This window comes from Streptococcus sp. P25B114 (assembly GCF_053010325.1).
In genome coordinates this window covers 42,208-60,268 of the sequence record NZ_JBRKNW010000010.1, presented here as the reverse complement: position 1 = coordinate 60,268, position 18,061 = coordinate 42,208, and the positions used below count along the sequence as shown (strand labels likewise).

The window sequence follows — 18,061 nt, the reverse complement described above, 5'->3', positions numbered from 1 at the left end:
TTCTTCTGTGTATATACTCCCTATTTCCTTGCCTTATTATCCATTTCATCTGTTAGATAGTTTGTGGATATGTTACAATAGAAATATGAAAATAAAAGTGATTACAGTTGGAAAACTAAAAGAGAAATATTTAAAAGATGGCATTGCTGAGTATAGCAAGCGGCTCAGTCGGTTTACCAAATTGGAGCTGCTTGAATTAGCAGATGAAAAAACACCCGACAAGGCTAGTCAGGCTGAGAACGAGCAAATATTGGCCAAGGAAGCGGAGCGGATTTTATCTAAAATCAACGAGCGCGACTTTGTCATCGCTTTGGCCATTGAGGGCAATCAATTTCCTTCAGAAGAATTTAGCAAAAAATTAGAAGATATTACAATAAAAGGATTTTCAGAAATTTCCTTTGTAATTGGAGGCAGCCTTGGATTGGCAGATTCGGTTAAAAAAAGGGCGAATTTGTTGATGAGTTTTGGAAAATTGACGCTGCCCCATCAATTGATGAAGTTGGTTTTGATGGAACAAATATACAGGGCCTTTATGATCCAACAGGGAAGTCCCTATCACAAATAGTTTCACGTGAAACAAGGAAGATGAGAGAATGAGAGAGTATCGTGTGTATGAGGGGCTAAGAGTGGCTACCTGTCTGACCTTTGTCAGCGGCTATTTGAATGCCTTTTCTTATTTGACCCAGGGTGGCCGGTTTGCAGGTGTCCAGTCTGGTAATGTCGTTTTGTTAGCTAGTCATTTAGCCCAGGGCAGCATCAAGAGTACAATTCACTTTTTAGTCCCAATTGTATTCTTTACACTGGGGCAATTTTTTACTTATTTAGCCAAAAAATATTTTTTGAAACACCGCTATCCTTGGCATTTTGGAAGCAGTTTAATCATTTTATGCTTGATTGTATTGACAATCGTTCTGACGCCCTTTGTCAATTCATTTTTTACTATGGGCTTATTGGCCTTTACAGCTTCCATCCAAGTAGAGACTTTTAGAAGTCTTAAGGGTGTCCATTATGCCAATGTGATGATGACTGGAAATGTCAAAAACGCAGCCTATATTTGTTTTAAGGGATTGATGGAAAAGAACGCACACTTGCAGGAAACTGGTCGAAATATCTACATTATTATTTTAGGGTTCATGCTTGGAGTTTGTCTATCTACTCTGTTTTCCCAATCCTTTGGAGAATATGCCCTCATAGGTGTCCTCCCCTTTGTTTTGTATATAAATTGGGAATTATGGAAAGAAAAAAGACCCGCCAGAGCAGGTCGGAGATGATTCCAGCAGGATTCGAACCTGCGACCGTTCGCTTAGAAGGCGAATGCTCTATCCAGCTGAGCTATGGAACCTCTTTCAACTCTTCTATTTTACATGAAAGATAGGTAGCTGTCAAGTTGCCGGAAAGTGAAAAAAATCTGAAAAAATGTTGACAAAAATAAGGTCATGTATTATACTAGTTAGCGTACTGATAATGGTCCGTTGGTCAAGGGGTTAAGACACCGCCTTTTCACGGCGGTAACACGGGTTCGAATCCCGTACGGACTATATCATCCGCCATAGCTCAGTTGGTAGAGCGCATGACTGTTAATCATGATGTCACAGGTTCGAGCCCTGTTGGCGGAGTAAATAAAGACTAGGAAACCTTGAGAAATCAAGGTTTTTTTGCACTACAAAAACCGAGGTTTAACCTCGGTTCTTATGTCTATTGAACAAATAATTATAGAAAATAAAGAAACAGATAGCTGTCGTGGAAATTCCTAATCCCAAGTAAAATCCATGTGGAATAAATGTCAAGACGGCCTGTCGTTGACCAGGCTCTACGTCCAGTTTCATAAAACCATTTTGTGCTTTTAATATTGGTACTTTTTTACCATCGATGCTTGCAGTCCATCCCTTATCATAAGGAAGGGTTAGGAGCAGACTAGCAGGATTTTGACTTGAAAATTCTACTTCTACCTTGTTCGACTTTACGGTGGATACAACTTGCTTACTGGCTAGTATTTCCATAGCCTCAGAATATTGGCCAAGGTCTAACCGAAAAAATTGCGGTTTATCAAAGCTAACTTGTTCGTTTTCTGGAAAATGAATAGAGAAGGAAAGTTCAGTATCCTCTAAGAAATAACCAATATTGAAGAAGGAAAAGCTGTTGTCAAGTGTGAACTCATTTGACAGGTTGTTGACAGTTATGACAACTCTTTTGACAGAGTCGTTTGAGAAGCTAATATTTGGTAAATTGAGATAGACCTGGCTATTGGCTGGAACATTTAGTTTATAAGTAATAGTTGCATCGATCTGATTGACAGGTTTATTTACAGTTATGCGGCCCCCAAGGTCAACACCATTGAATGATTGAACGTCCTTAATCTGATAAAAATACTTGTAATCCAGTCCTGTCAGTTCATTTAGAAAGGCAGATTGATTATCCAAGGACATATTTGTAAACTTGATATCTTTGTAAACAGAATTGGTCAAAAGTGCTAATCCCTGACTGTAGTTATTCTTATAGAGACTGATACTATCGGTACTCTTCTGAAAATCAAATCCATATTTATTGGGATTTGTGCTTGCCAGATTGTAGGTTATGCCAAATAGGCTATCCGCAATCAAGGTGTTGTTCTGGTAACGCAGATTTAGATTGGTACCGTCTGAACGGAAACCCAGTTTATCTAAAGTAGAACTAGAAGCGCGATTGCGAATGGATGAAAATTGAGAAATACCATTATAATTGAACTTCATGCTATCATTACCGGTTTGAGGTAACAAGCGTTCCATTCGATAGAAGTATTCATTGTCACTCTTAGTCTCTTTTACAAGATTGTCAATATCTGTCAACTTTTCTTCGTAATTCGACCGACTAGGGAAATGCCACTCATCTGAAATTCCCTGAACCTGGTAATGAGTGTGGAGACCAAGTTCTAATAAGGTAAACAGTAAGAAAGAAAGAGGTATCCACTTGATATCAAACTTGAAATAATGAAGGCTGACAAATAGAACAAGATAGGCAAAGAGAAATTCAAAACTTAGTAAAAAGTTTACAGTGTCCAAGAAATAGTAGTGATTTTTAAAAATATATGTGAGGATAAAACCGGTTGACAGAATTGTAAAGGGAAGGCAAATTTGCCATATTTTAATGTTGGTCAAATAGGTGCTGGTTTCTGCTGCTAGATAAATAATGACAATAGATAGTACCCAGGCGTAGCGGTAGAGAAACATATTTGGCGCGTGCATTCCCTGCCAGAATAGATTGAGTGGTTGTAGATAAAAACTTGCAATGATAAAGGTTACTAGCAGTCCATTTGCTAATTTTGTCTGCCATTTTATTTCTTTGACAGTAAAGTAGAGCAAGGCTAAAATTAGCGGAGTTAGTCCAACAAAAATCATCGGAATAGATCCAAATTTTGTGGTGTCAAAACTTCCAACTAGGCTCTTAGCAAAAAAGTCTAGATACCAGGAGTCCTCAGTTTTTAAGTTGACAATCTTTGTAAATGTCTCTCCGTGAGTCTTTAGGTCTAGATAGGTTGGCAGTAACATGACCATAGCAGTCAATGTTGACATAATTGACACCACTGTAAAGTCTATAAATCGAATAATTTTTTTATCGAATTTTGTTAGCTGAGCAAGTGTCCAAATCAATAAAAAGATGGCAGTCATGTAACCAAAGTAGTAGTTTTGAATGAAAAGACAGGCTAGACTGATATAGTAGATAATCCGACCTTTACCAGTCAGCATTCTGTGTAAACTCAGTAAAATAATAGGAACCAGAATAAAAACGTCCAGCCAACTGGAAATTTCTAACTGACTAGTTGAGAAACTCATGAGAGCAAGGCTGGTAGAGAGAAGTAAGCTCCATTCAGTTTTGATGTTTTTATAAATGCCTCTCAGGCTAGTATAGGTTGACAAGCCTATCAAGCCAAACTTTACAATAGTTGACAGATAAATATAGTCTGGCATGGACTGCAAGTCAAAGAAATATACTAAAGGCGATAGAAAAGAGCCCAGGTAGTAAGACGATAGGGCGTAGAAATTCAAGCCTAACCCACTTGTAAAGGTATAAAAGATTGAACTATTACCGTGTAAAGCATTCCGTAAAGTTTGATGAAAGATGACATATTGATGGAACCCATCGCTGGCCAAAATGGTTGTATCACTTCCCCACCAAATACCTTGGGTTGACAAGATAATGACCATTATTGTAAAGGGAAGAAAAAAGGCTAATAGATAAAAAATGGACTTATGTTTAAAAATTGATTTCATAAATTTATAAGAAAAGGCGATAAAATCGCCTTTTTTGATTATGCTTTCCAGAGTTCTTGAACTTTTGCCTGTACTTCAGCATTTTCAAGGAACTCATCATAGGTCTCATCGATACGGTCAATGACCCCGTTTTTCGAGATGACAACGATGTGGTTGGCAATGGTTTGAATGAATTCATGGTCGTGACTGGCAAAGATAACGGACTCTTTGAAGTCTTTCACGCCATCGTTAAGGCTAGAGATGGATTCCAAGTCCAAGTGGTTGGTTGGGTCATCCAGCAAGAGGACGTTTGACTTGAGCAGCATGAGCTTAGATAGCATGACACGGACTTTTTCTCCCCCTGACAAGACGTTGACAGACTTCTTGACTTCGTCGCCTGAGAAAAGCATACGACCAAGGAATCCACGCAAGAATGTATCGTCGTCTTCACCTTTTTCAGCGAACTGACGGAGCCATTCCAAGATAGATTCGCCAGTTGCGAAGTCTTTTGTATTGTCTTTTGGCAGGTAAGATTGTGAAGTGGTTACACCCCATTTGATGGTTCCTTCATAGTCGATGTCGCCAGCCAGGGCACGCATAAGGGCAGTTGTCTGGATGTCGTTTTGACCGATGATAGCGGCCTTATCACCTGGACGGAGGATAAAGCTGATATTGTCCAAAATCGTCTCTCCATCGATAACAACCTTGAGATTTTCAACTGTCAGCAGGTCGTTACCAATCTCACGCTCGGCCTTGAAGTTGATAAATGGGTACTTACGGCTGGATGGAATGATTTCTTCCAACTCGATTTTATCCAGCATTTTTTTACGAGAGGTTGCCTGTTTGGATTTTGAAGCGTTGGCAGAGAAACGGGCAACGAATTCTTGCAATTCCTTGATTTTTTCTTCCGCCTTAGCATTGCGGTCAGCCTGTAAACGGGCTGCCAATTCAGATGATTGTTTCCAGAAGTCGTAGTTACCGACAAAAATTTTGATTTTACCGAAATCTAAGTCCGCCATGTGGGTACACACTTTGTTGAGGAAGTGGCGATCGTGGGATACGACGATGACGGTATTTTCAAAATCAATCAAGAAATCTTCTAACCAGTTGATAGACTGGATGTCCAAACCGTTGGTCGGCTCGTCCAGCAGAAGGACGTCTGGCTTACCAAAGAGGGCCTTGGCCAAAAGCACCTTAACCTTTTCACCGTTGGTTAATTCGCTCATGTTTTGGTAGTGGCGGTCTTCAGCAATGTTCAGGTTTTGGAGCAATTGTGAAGCCTCAGCTTCAGCTTCCCAGCCACCAAGCTCGGCAAATTCGCCCTCCAACTCGGCAGCACGGACACCGTCTTCATCAGAAAAATCTTCCTTCATGTAAATAGCATCTTTTTCCTTCATAATGCTATATAGCTGCTCATTTCCCATGATAACCACGTCAATCACGCGCTCATCTTCGTAGTCAAAGTGATTCTGACGGAGGACGGACAAACGCTCGTCTGGACCGAGTGAAATGTGGCCAGTTGTTGGCTCAATATCTCCTGCTAAAATCTTCAGGAAAGTTGATTTACCGGCACCGTTGGCACCAATCAAACCGTAGGTATTTCCAGCTGTAAACTTGATGTTGACATCGTCGAATAATTTGCGGTCGCTAAAGCGGAGCGACACGTCTGATACTGTAAGCATAGTTTCTCCTATTTTCTGTCTATTAGATTTATTGTACTAGAAAGCAGTCTAAACTTCAATTATAATCATCCTGGGATCAAAATATCTTCGTCATAGGATTTATGATCTTTTTGTAAGCTGAAGCCGCGACCACGAACTTGGCTAGCTGGTAAGATAATAATAAAGGCTGTTTCGTCAATTTGGAGTATATGATTTTCCAATTTTTGTACTTCTGGGATAGAAACAGTTGTCATTAACATGCGTTTTTCAGACCCAGTATAGCCACCAATTACGGGCAATTCTGTTACTCCACGGTCCACTTCGGTCGTGATATAGGATTTGATTTCCTTGTATTTTTGGGAAATAATAAAAAGGTTTCGAGAAGAGTTTGTACCCGTCATCATACGGTTGATCACATAGCTGATGGTCATCAAGGCAAGGATGGAGTACATGACAGTATCAGGATCGAAGGCGATAAAGCCAAGGCCAACGATAATACCATCAATAATAACCATGGTTTGACTGAGTGATAGGGGAGAATACTTATGGATAAATTGGATGAGGATGCCTGTTCCTCCCGTTGATGAATTACCGAGAAAGACAAGTCCGAGACCAAAACCTAGAACAATACCTCCAAAAATTGCAGCAAGTAAAGGATTATCGGTCAAATTTGGCAAACCAGCTGTCAATTTCATGCAGAATGGGTAGAGGATGGCACCGTAAACAGTTTTTACAAAGACAGATTTCCCAAGGAAATAGAAACAAATTACCAGGAGAGGAATATTGCAGAATAGTACAAAGGTAGCTGGGTCCCAACCGAATAATGTGTTTAAGGCAATGGCCAGGCCACCAATTCCTCCAGATACAATATTACTTTCCAGAAAAAAACTATTGAAGCCAATAGCCATAATGATGCTACCCGCCGTCACAAATGAAATATCTTTTAACTTGTCTTTCATGATTTCTCCTTTAATACTATATTCTAATATACACGCACGTTCTATTATGCAGAATTTTAAGCCAATCGTCAAGGCTTTCTCAGCTTGACTTTCTTTTAGTTAGCAGTTATAATGATAATCAATCAGAAGAGTAGTAAAGGAACGGTTTTTAGAGAGCTTGTGGTCGGTGTAAACAAGTAATTCTTCTTTATGAATGGGCTGATGGTAAATAGGAATCTGAACAAATAAGGATTTGGCTAGCAGGCCTTATGTGCAAAGAGAAATGAATGGCTTTACTGTTCATAAGCTAAGGTGGTACCGTGTCCTTGACGCCCTTGCACAGACTTGTGCTGGGCTTTTATTTTTGTTGACAATAAGTTTACAGTGTTGTAAATAAGTGTAAAAGGAGAAGTTATGACAAAACCAATTATTTTAACAGGCGATCGACCGACCGGAAAATTACATATTGGTCATTATGTAGGTTCCTTGAAAAATCGTGTGCTCTTACAGAATGCAGGCAATCATGAATTATTTGTATTTTTGGCAGACCAACAAGCTTTGACAGACCATGCTAAAGAACCGCAGAAGATTATTGAGTCGGTTGGTAACGTAGCCTTGGACTACTTAGCGGCAGGTCTCGATCCAGCTAAGACAACCATTTTCATCCAAAGTCAAATTCCAGAATTGGCTGAATTGACTATGTACTATATGAACCTGGTGTCAGTTGCTCGTCTGGAACGCAATCCGACTGTCAAGACAGAAATTGCCCAGAAGGGCTTTGGTGAAGGCATTCCAGCAGGTTTCTTGGTCTACCCGGTTTCTCAGGCTGCAGATATTACAGCTTTCAAGGCAAACTTTGTACCAGTTGGAACCGATCAAAAGCCCATGATTGAGCAGACCCGTGAGCTGGTTCGTAGTTTTAATCACGCTTATCAGACGGATGTTTTGGTGGAACCAGAAGGGATTTACCCTGAAAACGAGGCTGCAGGTCGTTTGCCGGGGTTGGATGGCAATGCCAAGATGTCTAAATCACTTGGCAATGGGATTTATTTGGCAGATGACATGGACACTTTAAAAAAGAAAGTCATGTCCATGTATACCGATCCGAACCATATCCGTGTCGAGGATCCGGGTCAGATTGAAGGAAATATGGTTTTCCATTATTTGGATGTTTTTGGTCGTGAGGAAGATCAGGCTGAGATTGAGGCCATGAAGGAGCATTACCAGCGCGGTGGTCTGGGAGATGTCAAAACCAAGCGTTATCTCTTAGATATTTTGGAGCGGGAATTAGGTCTAATTCGTGAGCGTCGTCTGGAATTTGCCCAGGATATGGGACAGGTCTATGCCATGTTAGAGGCAGGCAGTCAAAAAGCTCGTCAAGTAGCAGCAACAACTCTGGACCAAGTCAAGGATGCTATGGGAATCAACTATTTTAAATAGGACTAACGAATGAAGAAGTGATGTTGAAAAACGTTGCTTTTTTATTTTTAATTGTGATTTTTTTAAAACTAAAACGTTCGTAAATGTTTTATATTTTAGGAAAGAATTTTCTGGATTTTTATGTTTAATGATATTAAAACGAATAATGATTGACAAATATTCTTAAAATGTTATCATAGATAAAATAAATTTCAAACAAAAGAGAAAAGAGGAAACCATCCATGTCAAATTGGGAAACTAAATTTTTGAAAAAAGGCTTTACATTTGATGATGTCTTGCTCATTCCGGCGGAGAGCCATGTCTTGCCACACGATATTGACTTAAAGACACAGTTAGCTCCGAATTTGACCCTCAATCTTCCTATCATTTCAGCAGCTATGGATACGGTAACCGACAGCAAAATGGCGATTGCTATGGCGCGTGCAGGTGGTCTGGGTGTCATTCACAAGAATATGTCCATTGCAGAGCAAGCAGATGAAGTGCGTAAGGTAAAACGTTCTGAAAATGGGGTTATTATTGACCCATTCTTCTTAACACCAGAGCATACAATTGCAGAGGCTGAAAAATTGATGGCGACTTACCGTATTTCAGGTGTGCCGATTGTTGAAACCCTGGAAAATCGCAAACTGGTGGGTATTATTACCAACCGTGATATGCGTTTTATCACCGATTACTCACAGCCGATTTCTAGCAATATGACCAGCGATGGTTTGGTAACAGCTCCTGTTGGAACGGATTTGGAAACTGCTGAGGCGATTCTCCACCAACACCGTATTGAAAAATTGCCTTTGGTGGATGAAAATGGTCGTTTGTCAGGCTTGATTACGATTAAAGACATTGAAAAAGTGATTGAATTTCCAAATGCTGCCAAGGATGAATTTGGTCGTCTCTTGGTAGCTGGTGCGGTCGGTGTCACTTCTGATACTTTTGAACGTGCGGAGGCTCTCTTTGAAGCTGGTGCAGATGCCATTGTTATTGACACAGCTCATGGGCATTCTGCTGGTGTTCTCCGTAAGATTGCGGAAATTCGTGCCCACTTCCCAGACCGTACTTTGATTGCAGGTAATATTGCTACAGCTGAGGGAGCTCGTGCCCTTTACGAGGCTGGTGTGGATGTTGTCAAGGTGGGTATTGGACCTGGTTCTATCTGTACCACTCGTGTTATTGCGGGTGTTGGTGTACCACAGGTTACTGCTATTTACGATGCTGCTGGCGTTGCGCGTGAGTATGGTAAGACCATCATTGCGGACGGTGGTATCAAGTATTCAGGTGATATTGTTAAGGCCTTGGCTGCTGGTGGTCATGCGGTTATGTTGGGGTCAATGTTTGCAGGAACAGATGAAGCACCGGGGGAAACAGAAATCTTCCAAGGACGTAAATTCAAGACCTACCGCGGTATGGGCTCTATCGCAGCCATGAAACAAGGTTCTAAGGATCGTTATTTCCAAGCTTCTGTCAATGAGGCAAACAAGCTGGTTCCAGAAGGTATTGAAGGTCGTGTCGCTTATAAAGGTTCTGTTGCAGATATGATTTTCCAAATGGTCGGTGGTCTCCGCTCAGGTATGGGTTATGTCGGAGCAGGCAACCTGACAGAATTACGTGAAAATGCTCAATTTATTGAAATGTCAGGCGCTGGTTTGAAAGAAAGTCACCCACACGACGTTCAAATTACAAACGAAGCACCAAACTATTCCGTACAATAATTGACAAAACTGTAAATAAAAAAGAAAGACTTGTAAACGATGTTTACAAGTCTTCTTTTACAGTTCCCTTGGAAATATGGAATATTTTTAGACTTTCTGGGAGTTGATGGAGATGGTCTAGCGAAGTTGTCGTGATAAAGGTTTGAATTTTATCTGTGATGGTTTCCAGTAATTTGACTTGACGGCTATTGTCCAATTCACTCATCACATCGTCGAGCAGTAAAATCGGATATTCTCGCGTAATTTCTTTCATGAGCTCAATCTCAGCCAGTTTAAGAGAGAGAACGAGGCTACGATGTTGACCTTGGCTACCATAATGGGCATTCATACCATTGATGAAGAAAGCAATATCGTCTCTGTGAGGTCCCACTCCAGTATTTTTTTTGAACAAATCTCGTTTCCGACTTTTTTCTAATTCTGTCAAGAAATCGTCAACCAGGTTGACAGAGTCTGTCAACGAAACAGATGATAGGTAGTCAATCCGAAGTTCTTCTCTTTGACCAGAAATTTCGGCTACTTTTCGGCTACCAAATTCCTCTAATTTTTTGAGGAAATCAATCCGATGCTGGATAACCCGACTGCCATATTCAGCTAGTTGCTGGTCAAGTACAGATAGAAAGGTTTCGTCTACTTTGTCAGTGGATTTTAGGTAGGCATTGCGCTGTTTGAGCGTATGGTTGTAGTTGGTCAAGTCAGATAGATAGATGGGTTTGATTTGACCGAGTTCGACATCGATGAATTTTCTTCTCAAAGCAGGCGCACCTTTTATCAGCTGTAAATCTTCTGGAGCAAATAGGACGACGTTCATATGTCCAATGTAATTAGAAAGTTTGGCTTGCTTGAGGTGATTAACCTTGGTAATTCGTCCCTTTTCTGTCAAGTGGATGTCAAGTGGTACTTTACCATTTGTACGATTGAGTAAACCAGAAATAGACAGCTCTTTTTCTTGAAATTGGAGCAGATCCCTGTCCGTTCGAGTACGGTGGCTGCGTGTCAAGGCTAAAAAGTAAATAGATTCCAAAATATTGGTCTTACCTTGGGCATTTTCACCCAAAAAGACATTGAGTCCTTTGTTGAACTCAATATCCTGTTGACTGTAGTTGCGAAAGTGCCGTAATTCTAATCTTTCAAGCCACATGTTTACATACCAGGAAAGCGGACAGGCTTCTTATCGGCTTTTTTTGTACTTTTTTTAGTAGGGGTTACTTGTTTTTTATTCTTTTTATTTTCTTGATTTAGCTTTTTAACGATTGCAGCCACACGTTCTTTGTCAGCTTGATCCTCTTGGTGCTGTTTGATTTCCTCTGCACTAGGAGCGACGATTGTGATGCTAGTGTTGTGGTCTGGGAGTGTGATAACATCTCCGATACGAATTTTTTTACCGCGTCTTTTTTCATCTTCTCCATTGAAAAGAATGGTATTTTCTTCTAAAAATCCTTTAATGGCACCTCCTGAATGGAGAATACCCGTTGTTTTTAACAATGCTTGTAATGTGATGTAGTCATCAAATAATTTAAATTCCATAAGTCACCTCGTTACAGAATATTATATCACAAAATGATATAATGGAAGGTACAATGTTTGAAAGAGGAAGAAGATGAAATTACAAGAAGGTGTTGAGCTTCATTTTATTGAATCAGATAAATTCACGACCAATCGAATTCGTGTGCGGTTTGCGGCGGAGATGAGTGAACAGACGGTTGCAGGACGTGTATTGGTGGCGAATTTGCTAGAAATGGGCAATCAAGATTATCCTAGTGCCCAACGCTTGCGGATGCGTTTGGCAGAACTCTACGGAGCTCATTTTTCAACTTCTGTATCAAAGAGAGGACGAGTTCATTTTGTGGATTTGACGATTTCCTACATCAACCCTCACTATTTGCCTGAACAAGAGGATATTACCGGTGAGATTATTGATTTTCTTGAGGCCTGTCTCTTCAAACCTTTGAAGAACGGCAGTGCCTTTAAGGAAGATGTCTTTGCAGTTGAGAAAAATAATCTAATTAGTTTTTTAGAAACTGAGGTGGAGGACAATTTTTATCATGCGGATGTTGAGATGAGTAAACTTTATTATGAGGATGAGGCAGTTCAAATTCCCCGTGTTGGACGGATTGATTTGGTTGAGCAGGTAACGGCGGAGACGGCCTTCAAAACCTATAGTAACATGCTGCGCTTGGATAAGATTGATATTTTCGTTCTCGGTCAGGTAGACCAGGCTTTGGTGCAAGAAAAGTTTTCATCTTTCAGTTTTAAATACCGTAACCCCAAGTTGGAATTAGAATACCAGCAAGCTTATTCTAAGGTTACTAGGGAGAGAGTTGAGCGAAAAGAGGCTCGTCAATCGATTTTAGAACTAGCTTACCATTTACAGGTGGTTTACAATGATGTAAACTATCCAGCCTTATTGGTTTTCAATGGTTTACTGGGTGCTTTTTCCCATTCAAAATTATTTATGAATGTGCGGGAAAAAGAAAGTTTGGCCTATACGATTGGCAGTCAGATTTCAATCTTTTCAGGAATGTTGAAGATTTATGCCGGTATCAACAGACAAGATAAACTCAAGGCTATCAAGTTGATTAGACAGCAAGTTATGGCTCTTAAGCAAGGGAAGTTTACAGAGGATGACCTAAATTTGACAAAAAATATGCTGGTTCATTCTGCAACTCTGGCCCAGGATAGGCAAAATAATCTACTGGAACAAGTTTACAATCAGGTCACCATGGGTCAAAGGAATGTGACATGGGGAGAGTGGATTGAGGCTGTAAACAAGGTATCTAGAGAGGACATTTTACGAGTTGGTCAGCTGGTGCGTTTACAGGCTGTTTACTTCATGGAGGGCATTAAAGAATGAGAATTAGAAGAAAAAAGTACCCCTACATGAAGGAAGTACTCTACTATGCGACAGTTGACAATGGGTTGACAGTTACCTTTCTTCCCAAAACAGATTTTAAGGAAACCTATGGTATCTTGACCACAGAATTTGGTGCCCTTCATACTCATTTTAAAAAGAAGGGACAGGAATATTCCTATCCTGAAGGGATTGCTCATTTTCTGGAGCATAAATTATTTGAGACTGCTGATGAAGATGATGTGATGAATTTGTTTGCGGATTTGGGGGCTAGTGCCAATGCCTATACTAGCTTGAGGCAGACTAGCTACCTCTTTTCAACAACGGAAAATGTTTTGGAATGTCTGGCCTTGCTCCAGCAGTTTGTCCGTGAGCCACATTTTACGGCTGAAAATGTGTCCAAGGAGCAGGGGATTATTGGTCAAGAGATTGAGATGTATCAGGATGATGCGGACTACCGTCTCTATACAGGTATATTGTCGTCCCTTTATCCAGAAACAGCCCTGGCTCACGATATCGCTGGCACGATTGAATCTATCAAGGCTATCACTGCTGAGGATTTATATGAAAATTTTGAGGCTTTTTATCATCCTTCAAAGATGAGCCTGTTTGTCATTGGGAATTTTGATGTTAAGAAGGTCTGGAAACAGGTAAAAACTTTCCAGCTTGCCCAGAATGATACAGAGATTGAGCCGATTGAGCATTTGCCGGTTAAAAAGTTGGATATTTTGAAAAATCGGACTGAGTATTTTGAAGTGGCCAGCCCTAAATTGGCATTAGGTCTGCGAGGCAACGATTCCATTTCTCTCGCTAACTTACCATCCTATCGAATCAGCCTGCAACTTTTGTTTGCCATGCTTTTTGGTTGGACATCACAGCGTTACCAGACCTTGTATGATCAGGGGAAAATTGATTCGTCCTTCCATTTCCAGGTTGAGGTAACACCAGACTATCATCATGTTATTTTTTCAGCGGATACCAAGGAACCAATCAGTTTATCAGCCAGCTTGCGCAAGGCTGTCAGCCGTTTCGCCAAGGATCCGGATGTTTCGGAGGAACACTTGGCCCTGCTGAAGAAGGAAATGTACGGAGATTTTATTCGTAGTCTCAATTCTTTGGAATTTACGGCCAGCCATTTTGTAGCCAATAGTTTGGAGGGGGCAAGTATTTTCGATCTTCCTCAGTTGATAGAATCTATCGGTCTGCAGGATGTCTTGGAAGTGGGTCAAGCCTTTATTGAGAACTGTGATATGACAGATTATATGATTTTTCCGAAATAATTAGCAACTTATCATCGAAATTTCATGAGTTTTTTGTTAAAATATTATATTGAAAATTATTGTAAGTGAGAGGAAACTATGATCCAGAAAAGTATAGGAGAGGTATTGCGGTCTGCCCGAGAGAGTCGCGGTTGGAATTTTGTAGAAATTCAGCGATTGACGGGGATTCAAGCTAAGTACTTACAGGCCTTAGAATTTAATAACTTTGATGTCATACCAGACCCATCCTATACGCGTTCTTTCTTGCAAAAATATGCGGAAGTACTAGACCTAGATGGTGATGTCCTGGTAGATGCTTTTATGACAAATAGTTTGGTCATCTATCATGAGGATGGGCAGGAAGAAGAGCATGCTTCAGAATTAAAACGAAGCTATAAGGTTAGAAAGAAGAAGCCGTCGATTTTACCATTGGTTTACCTGTTACTAGCTGCGACCTCTATCTTTATCTTGTTGACCTATGTCGTATTGAATAGAGTTCAGAATCAAGAACGAAAAGAGTTGGCTCCGTCGACTGTCCAGGTGGTTTCAGAGAGTTCCCAAGCATCGACAGAGGAAGCAAGTGATACATCTTCTACAAGTACAGATGAATCCTCTAGTTCATCTAGTCAAGAGGAGTTGGCTTCAGGGACTTTAACGACCTCGGGTGGTGGCTCAGAGTTGACGGTCGTCCTTTCTGAACACGCGGGTCCAGTTGAGGTGGAACTTTCCGTGACAGATGCTACTAGCTGGGTCAGTCTATCTGATACAGAAATTGCGGGTGGATTTGTTCTATCTCCAGAAACCAATACAGTCACGGCGACTATTCCAGAAGGCATAAACGCCGCTAATCTGGTTTTAGGTGTGACAGAGGGTGTCTCTATCAAAATTGCTGGCAATAGTTTGGATACGTCAGCCATCACAGCTGATCCTGGAGTTATCTATTTAACGGTTGAATAATATGAAAAAAATGAAAAAAGAAAACATACCCAACGCCTTGACGGTAGGACGGATACTGGTGATTCCGATTTTTATCCTACTCTTGACCGTCTGGAAAGATGCACTGAGCCATTATTTGGCTGCGATTATTTTTGCCTTGGCTAGTGTGACAGACTATTTGGATGGCTATCTGGCCCGCAAATGGCAGGTTGTGACCAACTTCGGAAAATTTGCCGATCCCATGGCTGATAAGATTTTAGTTATGACGGCTTTCATCATGCTGGTGGAGCTTGGTTTTGCCCCTGCCTGGGTGGTGGCTATTATCATCTGTCGTGAGTTGGCCGTGACAGGCCTTCGCCTATTGTTGGTAGAAAATGGTGGTACTGTACTAGCTGCGGCTATGCCAGGTAAAATCAAGACCTTCTCACAGATGTTTGCCATTATTTTTCTCCTATTGCACTGGAATTTGCTCGGTCAAATCACGCTCTATATCGCACTCTTTTTCACCCTCTACTCAGGCTATGATTATTTCAAGGGTGCGTCTTATTTATTTAAAGATACATTCAAATGACAGATATTATCCAAGTAAAGCATCTCAAGTATAAATACGAAGAAGAAGCTGAAAATTATACCTTAAACGACGTGACGTTTCACGTGAAACAGGGGGAATGGTTGTCCATTATCGGCCACAATGGTTCAGGAAAGTCAACGACGGTTCGTCTGATTGATGGTCTTTTGGAGGCTGAGTCTGGAGATATTTTTATTGATGGAGATAAGCTGACTGTTGACAATGTTTGGGACAAGCGTCGCTTGATTGGTATGGTTTTCCAAAATCCAGATAATCAATTCGTCGGGGCAACGGTTGAGGACGATGTGGCCTTTGGTTTGGAAAACCAAGGCATCCCCTTGGCTGAAATGCGTCAGCGCGTCCAGGAGGCGCTTGAATTGGTTGGAATGGCTGATTTCAAGATTAGAGAACCAGCTCGTCTATCTGGCGGTCAGAAACAACGTGTTGCCATTGCTGGTGTGGTTGCCTTGCGTCCAAAGATTATTATTTTGGACGAGGCGACCTCCATGCTGGATCCAGAGGGGCGCCTGGATTTGATTCAGATTGTTAAAGATATTAAGGATCAGCATGGCATGACGGTTATCTCCATTACCCATGACCTGGATGAGGTAGCGCTTAGTGATCGGGTTATTGTTATGAAAAATGGTCAAGTAGAGTCGATTTCGACACCAGCTGACTTGTTTATGCGGGACGATTTGGCTGATTTGGACTTGGCCCAGCCCTTTACGGCAGACTTGGCCCAGTCCTTGCGTCAGGCTGGACTAGCTGTTCCGCTCCGCTATTTTACAGAGGAAGAATTAGAGGAAACTGTATGGGAATTCATCTCCAAGAAGTAAGCTATACCTATCAGGCCGGCACTCCTTTTGAGGGGCGGGCGCTTTTTGGTGTGGATTTGGAGATTGTGGACGGGTCCTATACGGCATTGATTGGTCATACTGGATCCGGGAAGTCGACGATTTTACAGCTTCTGAATGGTCTTAATGTACCGACAGAAGGCAGTGTGGTCATCGATGATGTGGTTATCACGGGCACATCTCAAAGTAAGGATATCAAGCAGGTGCGTAAGAAAGTCGGCTTGGTCTTTCAGTTTCCAGAAAGCCAGGTCTTTGATGAGACTGTCTTGCAGGATGTGGCATTCGGTCCGCAGAATTTTGGTGTTTCTAAGGAAGAGGCTGAGAAGATTGCGCGTGAAAAATTGGCTCTGGTTGGTATTTCAGAGGAAGTCTATGACCGCAGTCCCTTTGATTTGTCTGGAGGTCAGATGCGCCGTGTAGCCATTGCGGGCATCCTGGCTATGGAACCGTCTGTTTTAGTTCTGGATGAGCCGACTGCTGGTTTGGATCCGGCTGGTCGTCAAGAGCTGATGGATATTTTCAAGAAACTCCATGCGAATGGGATGACCATTGTCTTGGTGACGCATCTGATGGATGACGTGGCTAATTATGCTGATTTTGTCTACATCATGGAAAAGGGCAAGCTGGTTCGTTCTGGCAAGCCGATTGATGTTTTCCAAGAGGTTGATTTTTTGGAATCGATCCAGCTGGGTGTTCCCAAAATCACCAAGTTTGCTGCCAATCTGGAGCGCAGGGGCTTTGTTTTTGAGCGCTTGCCTATTACGATTGAGGAATTTACAAGGATGGTGACGCATGGATAAGTTAATTTTAGGTCGCTACATTCCTGGTGACTCGCTGTTGCATCGCCTAGACCCTCGAAGTAAGCTCTTGGCCATGTTTGCCTTTCTGTTAATTATTTTCTGGGCCAATAATCTGGTAACCAATGCGCTGTTGATTGCCTTTGTTCTCGGTTTGATTTTGCTCTCTCGCATTCGCTTGTCCTTTTTCATCAATGGTGTCAAGCCCATGATTGGGATTATCCTGTTTACCACTTTCTTCCAGATTTTCTTTACACCAGGAACAAGGGTTTTGTGGGAATTCTGGATTTTCAAATTGTCGGTGGAAGGTTTGCAACAGGCGGCAGTGATTTTTGTGCGCTTTGTCCTGATTATCTTCTTTTCAACTCTCCTAACTCTGACAACAACACCACTTAGTTTGGCAGATGGTATTGAGGCGGGGCTTGCTCCTCTCAAGAAAATCAAGGTGCCAGTTCATGAAATTGGGCTTATGTTGTCCATGAGTTTGCGTTTTGTGCCGACCTTGATGGATGACACGACTCGGATTATGAACGCTCAGCGGGCGCGTGGTGTTGATTTCAATGAAGGAAATATCATTCAAAAGGTTAAGTCCGTTATCCCTATTTTGATACCGCTTTTTGCATCTAGTTTTAAGCGAGCAGATGCCCTGGCGACAGCTATGGAGGCTCGAGGTTATCAGGGGGGCGATGGCCGGACCAAGTATAGGGTACTGGATTGGAAGTTGGCAGATAGCCTAGCAATTCTGGCTATGATTTGTTTGGGATTGCTCTTATATTTTTTGAAAACCCCTTAAAAAACACGAACAATCGTGTTTTTTAGTAAAAAACAAAC

Annotated in this window: 16 protein-coding genes, 3 tRNA genes and 1 other annotated feature; of the genes, 13 read left to right on the top strand and 6 right to left on the bottom strand. The window is 41.5% G+C overall.

All coding sequences use genetic code 11. From position 1 onward, the window contains the following. Positions 1–85: 85 nt before the first annotated feature. Together rlmH and ACVC7T_RS06345 are read left to right on the top strand one after the other, a co-directional pair. Entirely contained in the window at positions 86–565 is a 480-nt protein-coding gene (gene rlmH, locus ACVC7T_RS06350) for a 23S rRNA (pseudouridine(1915)-N(3))-methyltransferase RlmH (protein ID WP_105111339.1), read from the top strand. 28 nt (positions 566–593) lie between these two features. Next, entirely contained in the window at positions 594–1,271 is a 678-nt protein-coding gene (locus ACVC7T_RS06345; RefSeq protein WP_447262658.1) for a YoaK family protein, read from the top strand. On the opposite strand, the gene ACVC7T_RS06340 is transcribed toward ACVC7T_RS06345, so the two are convergent. Then, positions 1,269–1,342 (bottom strand) — tRNA-Arg (locus ACVC7T_RS06340). The two genes, ACVC7T_RS06345 and ACVC7T_RS06340, sit on opposite strands and share 3 nt — an antisense overlap. Positions 1,343–1,466: 124 nt before the next feature. Here ACVC7T_RS06340 and ACVC7T_RS06335 point away from each other — a divergent pair. Both ACVC7T_RS06335 and ACVC7T_RS06330 read left to right on the top strand, forming a co-directional pair. Next, positions 1,467–1,538: transfer RNA gene (locus ACVC7T_RS06335), tRNA-Glu, on the top strand. Positions 1,539–1,543: 5 nt separating this feature from the next. Beyond that, positions 1,544–1,616: transfer RNA gene (locus ACVC7T_RS06330), tRNA-Asn, on the top strand. 60 nt (positions 1,617–1,676) lie between these two features. On the opposite strand, the gene ACVC7T_RS06325 is transcribed toward ACVC7T_RS06330, so the two are convergent. The 3 genes from ACVC7T_RS06325 to ACVC7T_RS06315 all read right to left on the bottom strand — a co-directional run bounded on the left by ACVC7T_RS06325 (position 1,677) and on the right by ACVC7T_RS06315 (position 6,846). Then, entirely contained in the window at positions 1,677–4,247 is a 2,571-nt protein-coding gene (locus ACVC7T_RS06325) for a YfhO family protein (RefSeq protein ID WP_105160708.1), read from the bottom strand. A 38-nt stretch (positions 4,248–4,285) separates the two neighbouring features. Next, positions 4,286–5,908: an ATP-binding cassette domain-containing protein gene (locus ACVC7T_RS06320; protein WP_105111336.1), complete on the bottom strand. Its 1,623-nt coding sequence runs from the start codon at positions 5,906–5,908 to the stop codon at positions 4,286–4,288. A 65-nt stretch (positions 5,909–5,973) separates the two neighbouring features. After that, complete coding sequence (locus ACVC7T_RS06315) at positions 5,974–6,846, bottom strand: YitT family protein (RefSeq protein WP_172059404.1); 873 nt, start codon at positions 6,844–6,846, stop codon at positions 5,974–5,976. Positions 6,847–6,954: 108 nt separating this feature from the next. Further along, positions 6,955–7,165 (top strand) — a binding site (T-box leader). A 74-nt stretch (positions 7,166–7,239) separates the two neighbouring features. On the opposite strand from ACVC7T_RS06315, the gene trpS reads away from it, so the two are divergent. Together trpS and guaB are read left to right on the top strand one after the other, a co-directional pair. Further along, positions 7,240–8,265 (top strand): tryptophan--tRNA ligase, encoded by a 1,026-nt coding sequence (gene trpS, locus ACVC7T_RS06310; protein ID WP_105138557.1) that lies wholly within the window; start codon positions 7,240–7,242, stop codon positions 8,263–8,265. Between the two features lie 221 nt (positions 8,266–8,486). Then, positions 8,487–9,968, top strand: coding sequence for an IMP dehydrogenase (guaB, locus tag ACVC7T_RS06305; protein ID WP_105111334.1), 1,482 nt, complete (start codon positions 8,487–8,489; stop codon positions 9,966–9,968). A gap of 43 nt (positions 9,969–10,011) precedes the next feature. Here the strand turns inward: guaB and recF are convergent, their stop codons facing one another. Further along, positions 10,012–11,106 (bottom strand): DNA replication/repair protein RecF, encoded by a 1,095-nt coding sequence (gene recF / locus ACVC7T_RS06300; RefSeq protein WP_447262657.1) that lies wholly within the window; start codon positions 11,104–11,106, stop codon positions 10,012–10,014. A gap of 2 nt (positions 11,107–11,108) precedes the next feature. Continuing rightward, a complete protein-coding gene (yaaA, locus tag ACVC7T_RS06295) occupies positions 11,109–11,492 on the bottom strand; it encodes a S4 domain-containing protein YaaA (protein WP_105106572.1) in 384 nt (127 codons plus the stop codon). A gap of 73 nt (positions 11,493–11,565) precedes the next feature. Between yaaA and yfmF the strand changes: the two genes are divergently transcribed. The 7 genes from yfmF (at position 11,566) to ACVC7T_RS06260 (ending at position 18,023) form a co-directional block, all read left to right on the top strand. Next, complete coding sequence (gene yfmF / locus ACVC7T_RS06290; protein ID WP_394731819.1) at positions 11,566–12,819, top strand: EF-P 5-aminopentanol modification-associated protein YfmF; 1,254 nt, start codon at positions 11,566–11,568, stop codon at positions 12,817–12,819. Continuing rightward, positions 12,816–14,096, top strand: coding sequence for an EF-P 5-aminopentanol modification-associated protein YfmH (gene yfmH / locus ACVC7T_RS06285; RefSeq protein ID WP_447262656.1), 1,281 nt, complete (start codon positions 12,816–12,818; stop codon positions 14,094–14,096). Before yfmF ends, yfmH begins: the two co-directional genes overlap by 4 nt. Positions 14,097–14,174: 78 nt before the next feature. After that, positions 14,175–15,032 carry a helix-turn-helix domain-containing protein gene (locus ACVC7T_RS06280; RefSeq protein ID WP_447262655.1) on the top strand — a complete coding sequence of 286 codons (858 nt, stop codon included), beginning with the start codon at positions 14,175–14,177 and terminating at the stop codon, positions 15,030–15,032. Between the two features lie 10 nt (positions 15,033–15,042). Further along, a complete protein-coding gene (pgsA, locus tag ACVC7T_RS06275) occupies positions 15,043–15,582 on the top strand; it encodes a CDP-diacylglycerol--glycerol-3-phosphate 3-phosphatidyltransferase (RefSeq protein WP_105122462.1) in 540 nt (179 codons plus the stop codon). Next, positions 15,579–16,415 carry an energy-coupling factor transporter ATPase gene (locus ACVC7T_RS06270; protein ID WP_172063956.1) on the top strand — a complete coding sequence of 279 codons (837 nt, stop codon included), beginning with the start codon at positions 15,579–15,581 and terminating at the stop codon, positions 16,413–16,415. The genes pgsA and ACVC7T_RS06270 overlap by 4 nt, the downstream gene beginning before the upstream one ends. Then, positions 16,391–17,233 (top strand): energy-coupling factor transporter ATPase, encoded by an 843-nt coding sequence (locus ACVC7T_RS06265; protein ID WP_105122437.1) that lies wholly within the window; start codon positions 16,391–16,393, stop codon positions 17,231–17,233. Before ACVC7T_RS06270 ends, ACVC7T_RS06265 begins: the two co-directional genes overlap by 25 nt. Continuing rightward, positions 17,226–18,023 carry an energy-coupling factor transporter transmembrane component T family protein gene (locus tag ACVC7T_RS06260; RefSeq protein ID WP_105160716.1) on the top strand — a complete coding sequence of 266 codons (798 nt, stop codon included), beginning with the start codon at positions 17,226–17,228 and terminating at the stop codon, positions 18,021–18,023. The genes ACVC7T_RS06265 and ACVC7T_RS06260 overlap by 8 nt, the downstream gene beginning before the upstream one ends. The last annotated feature ends 38 nt before the right edge of the window (positions 18,024–18,061 follow it).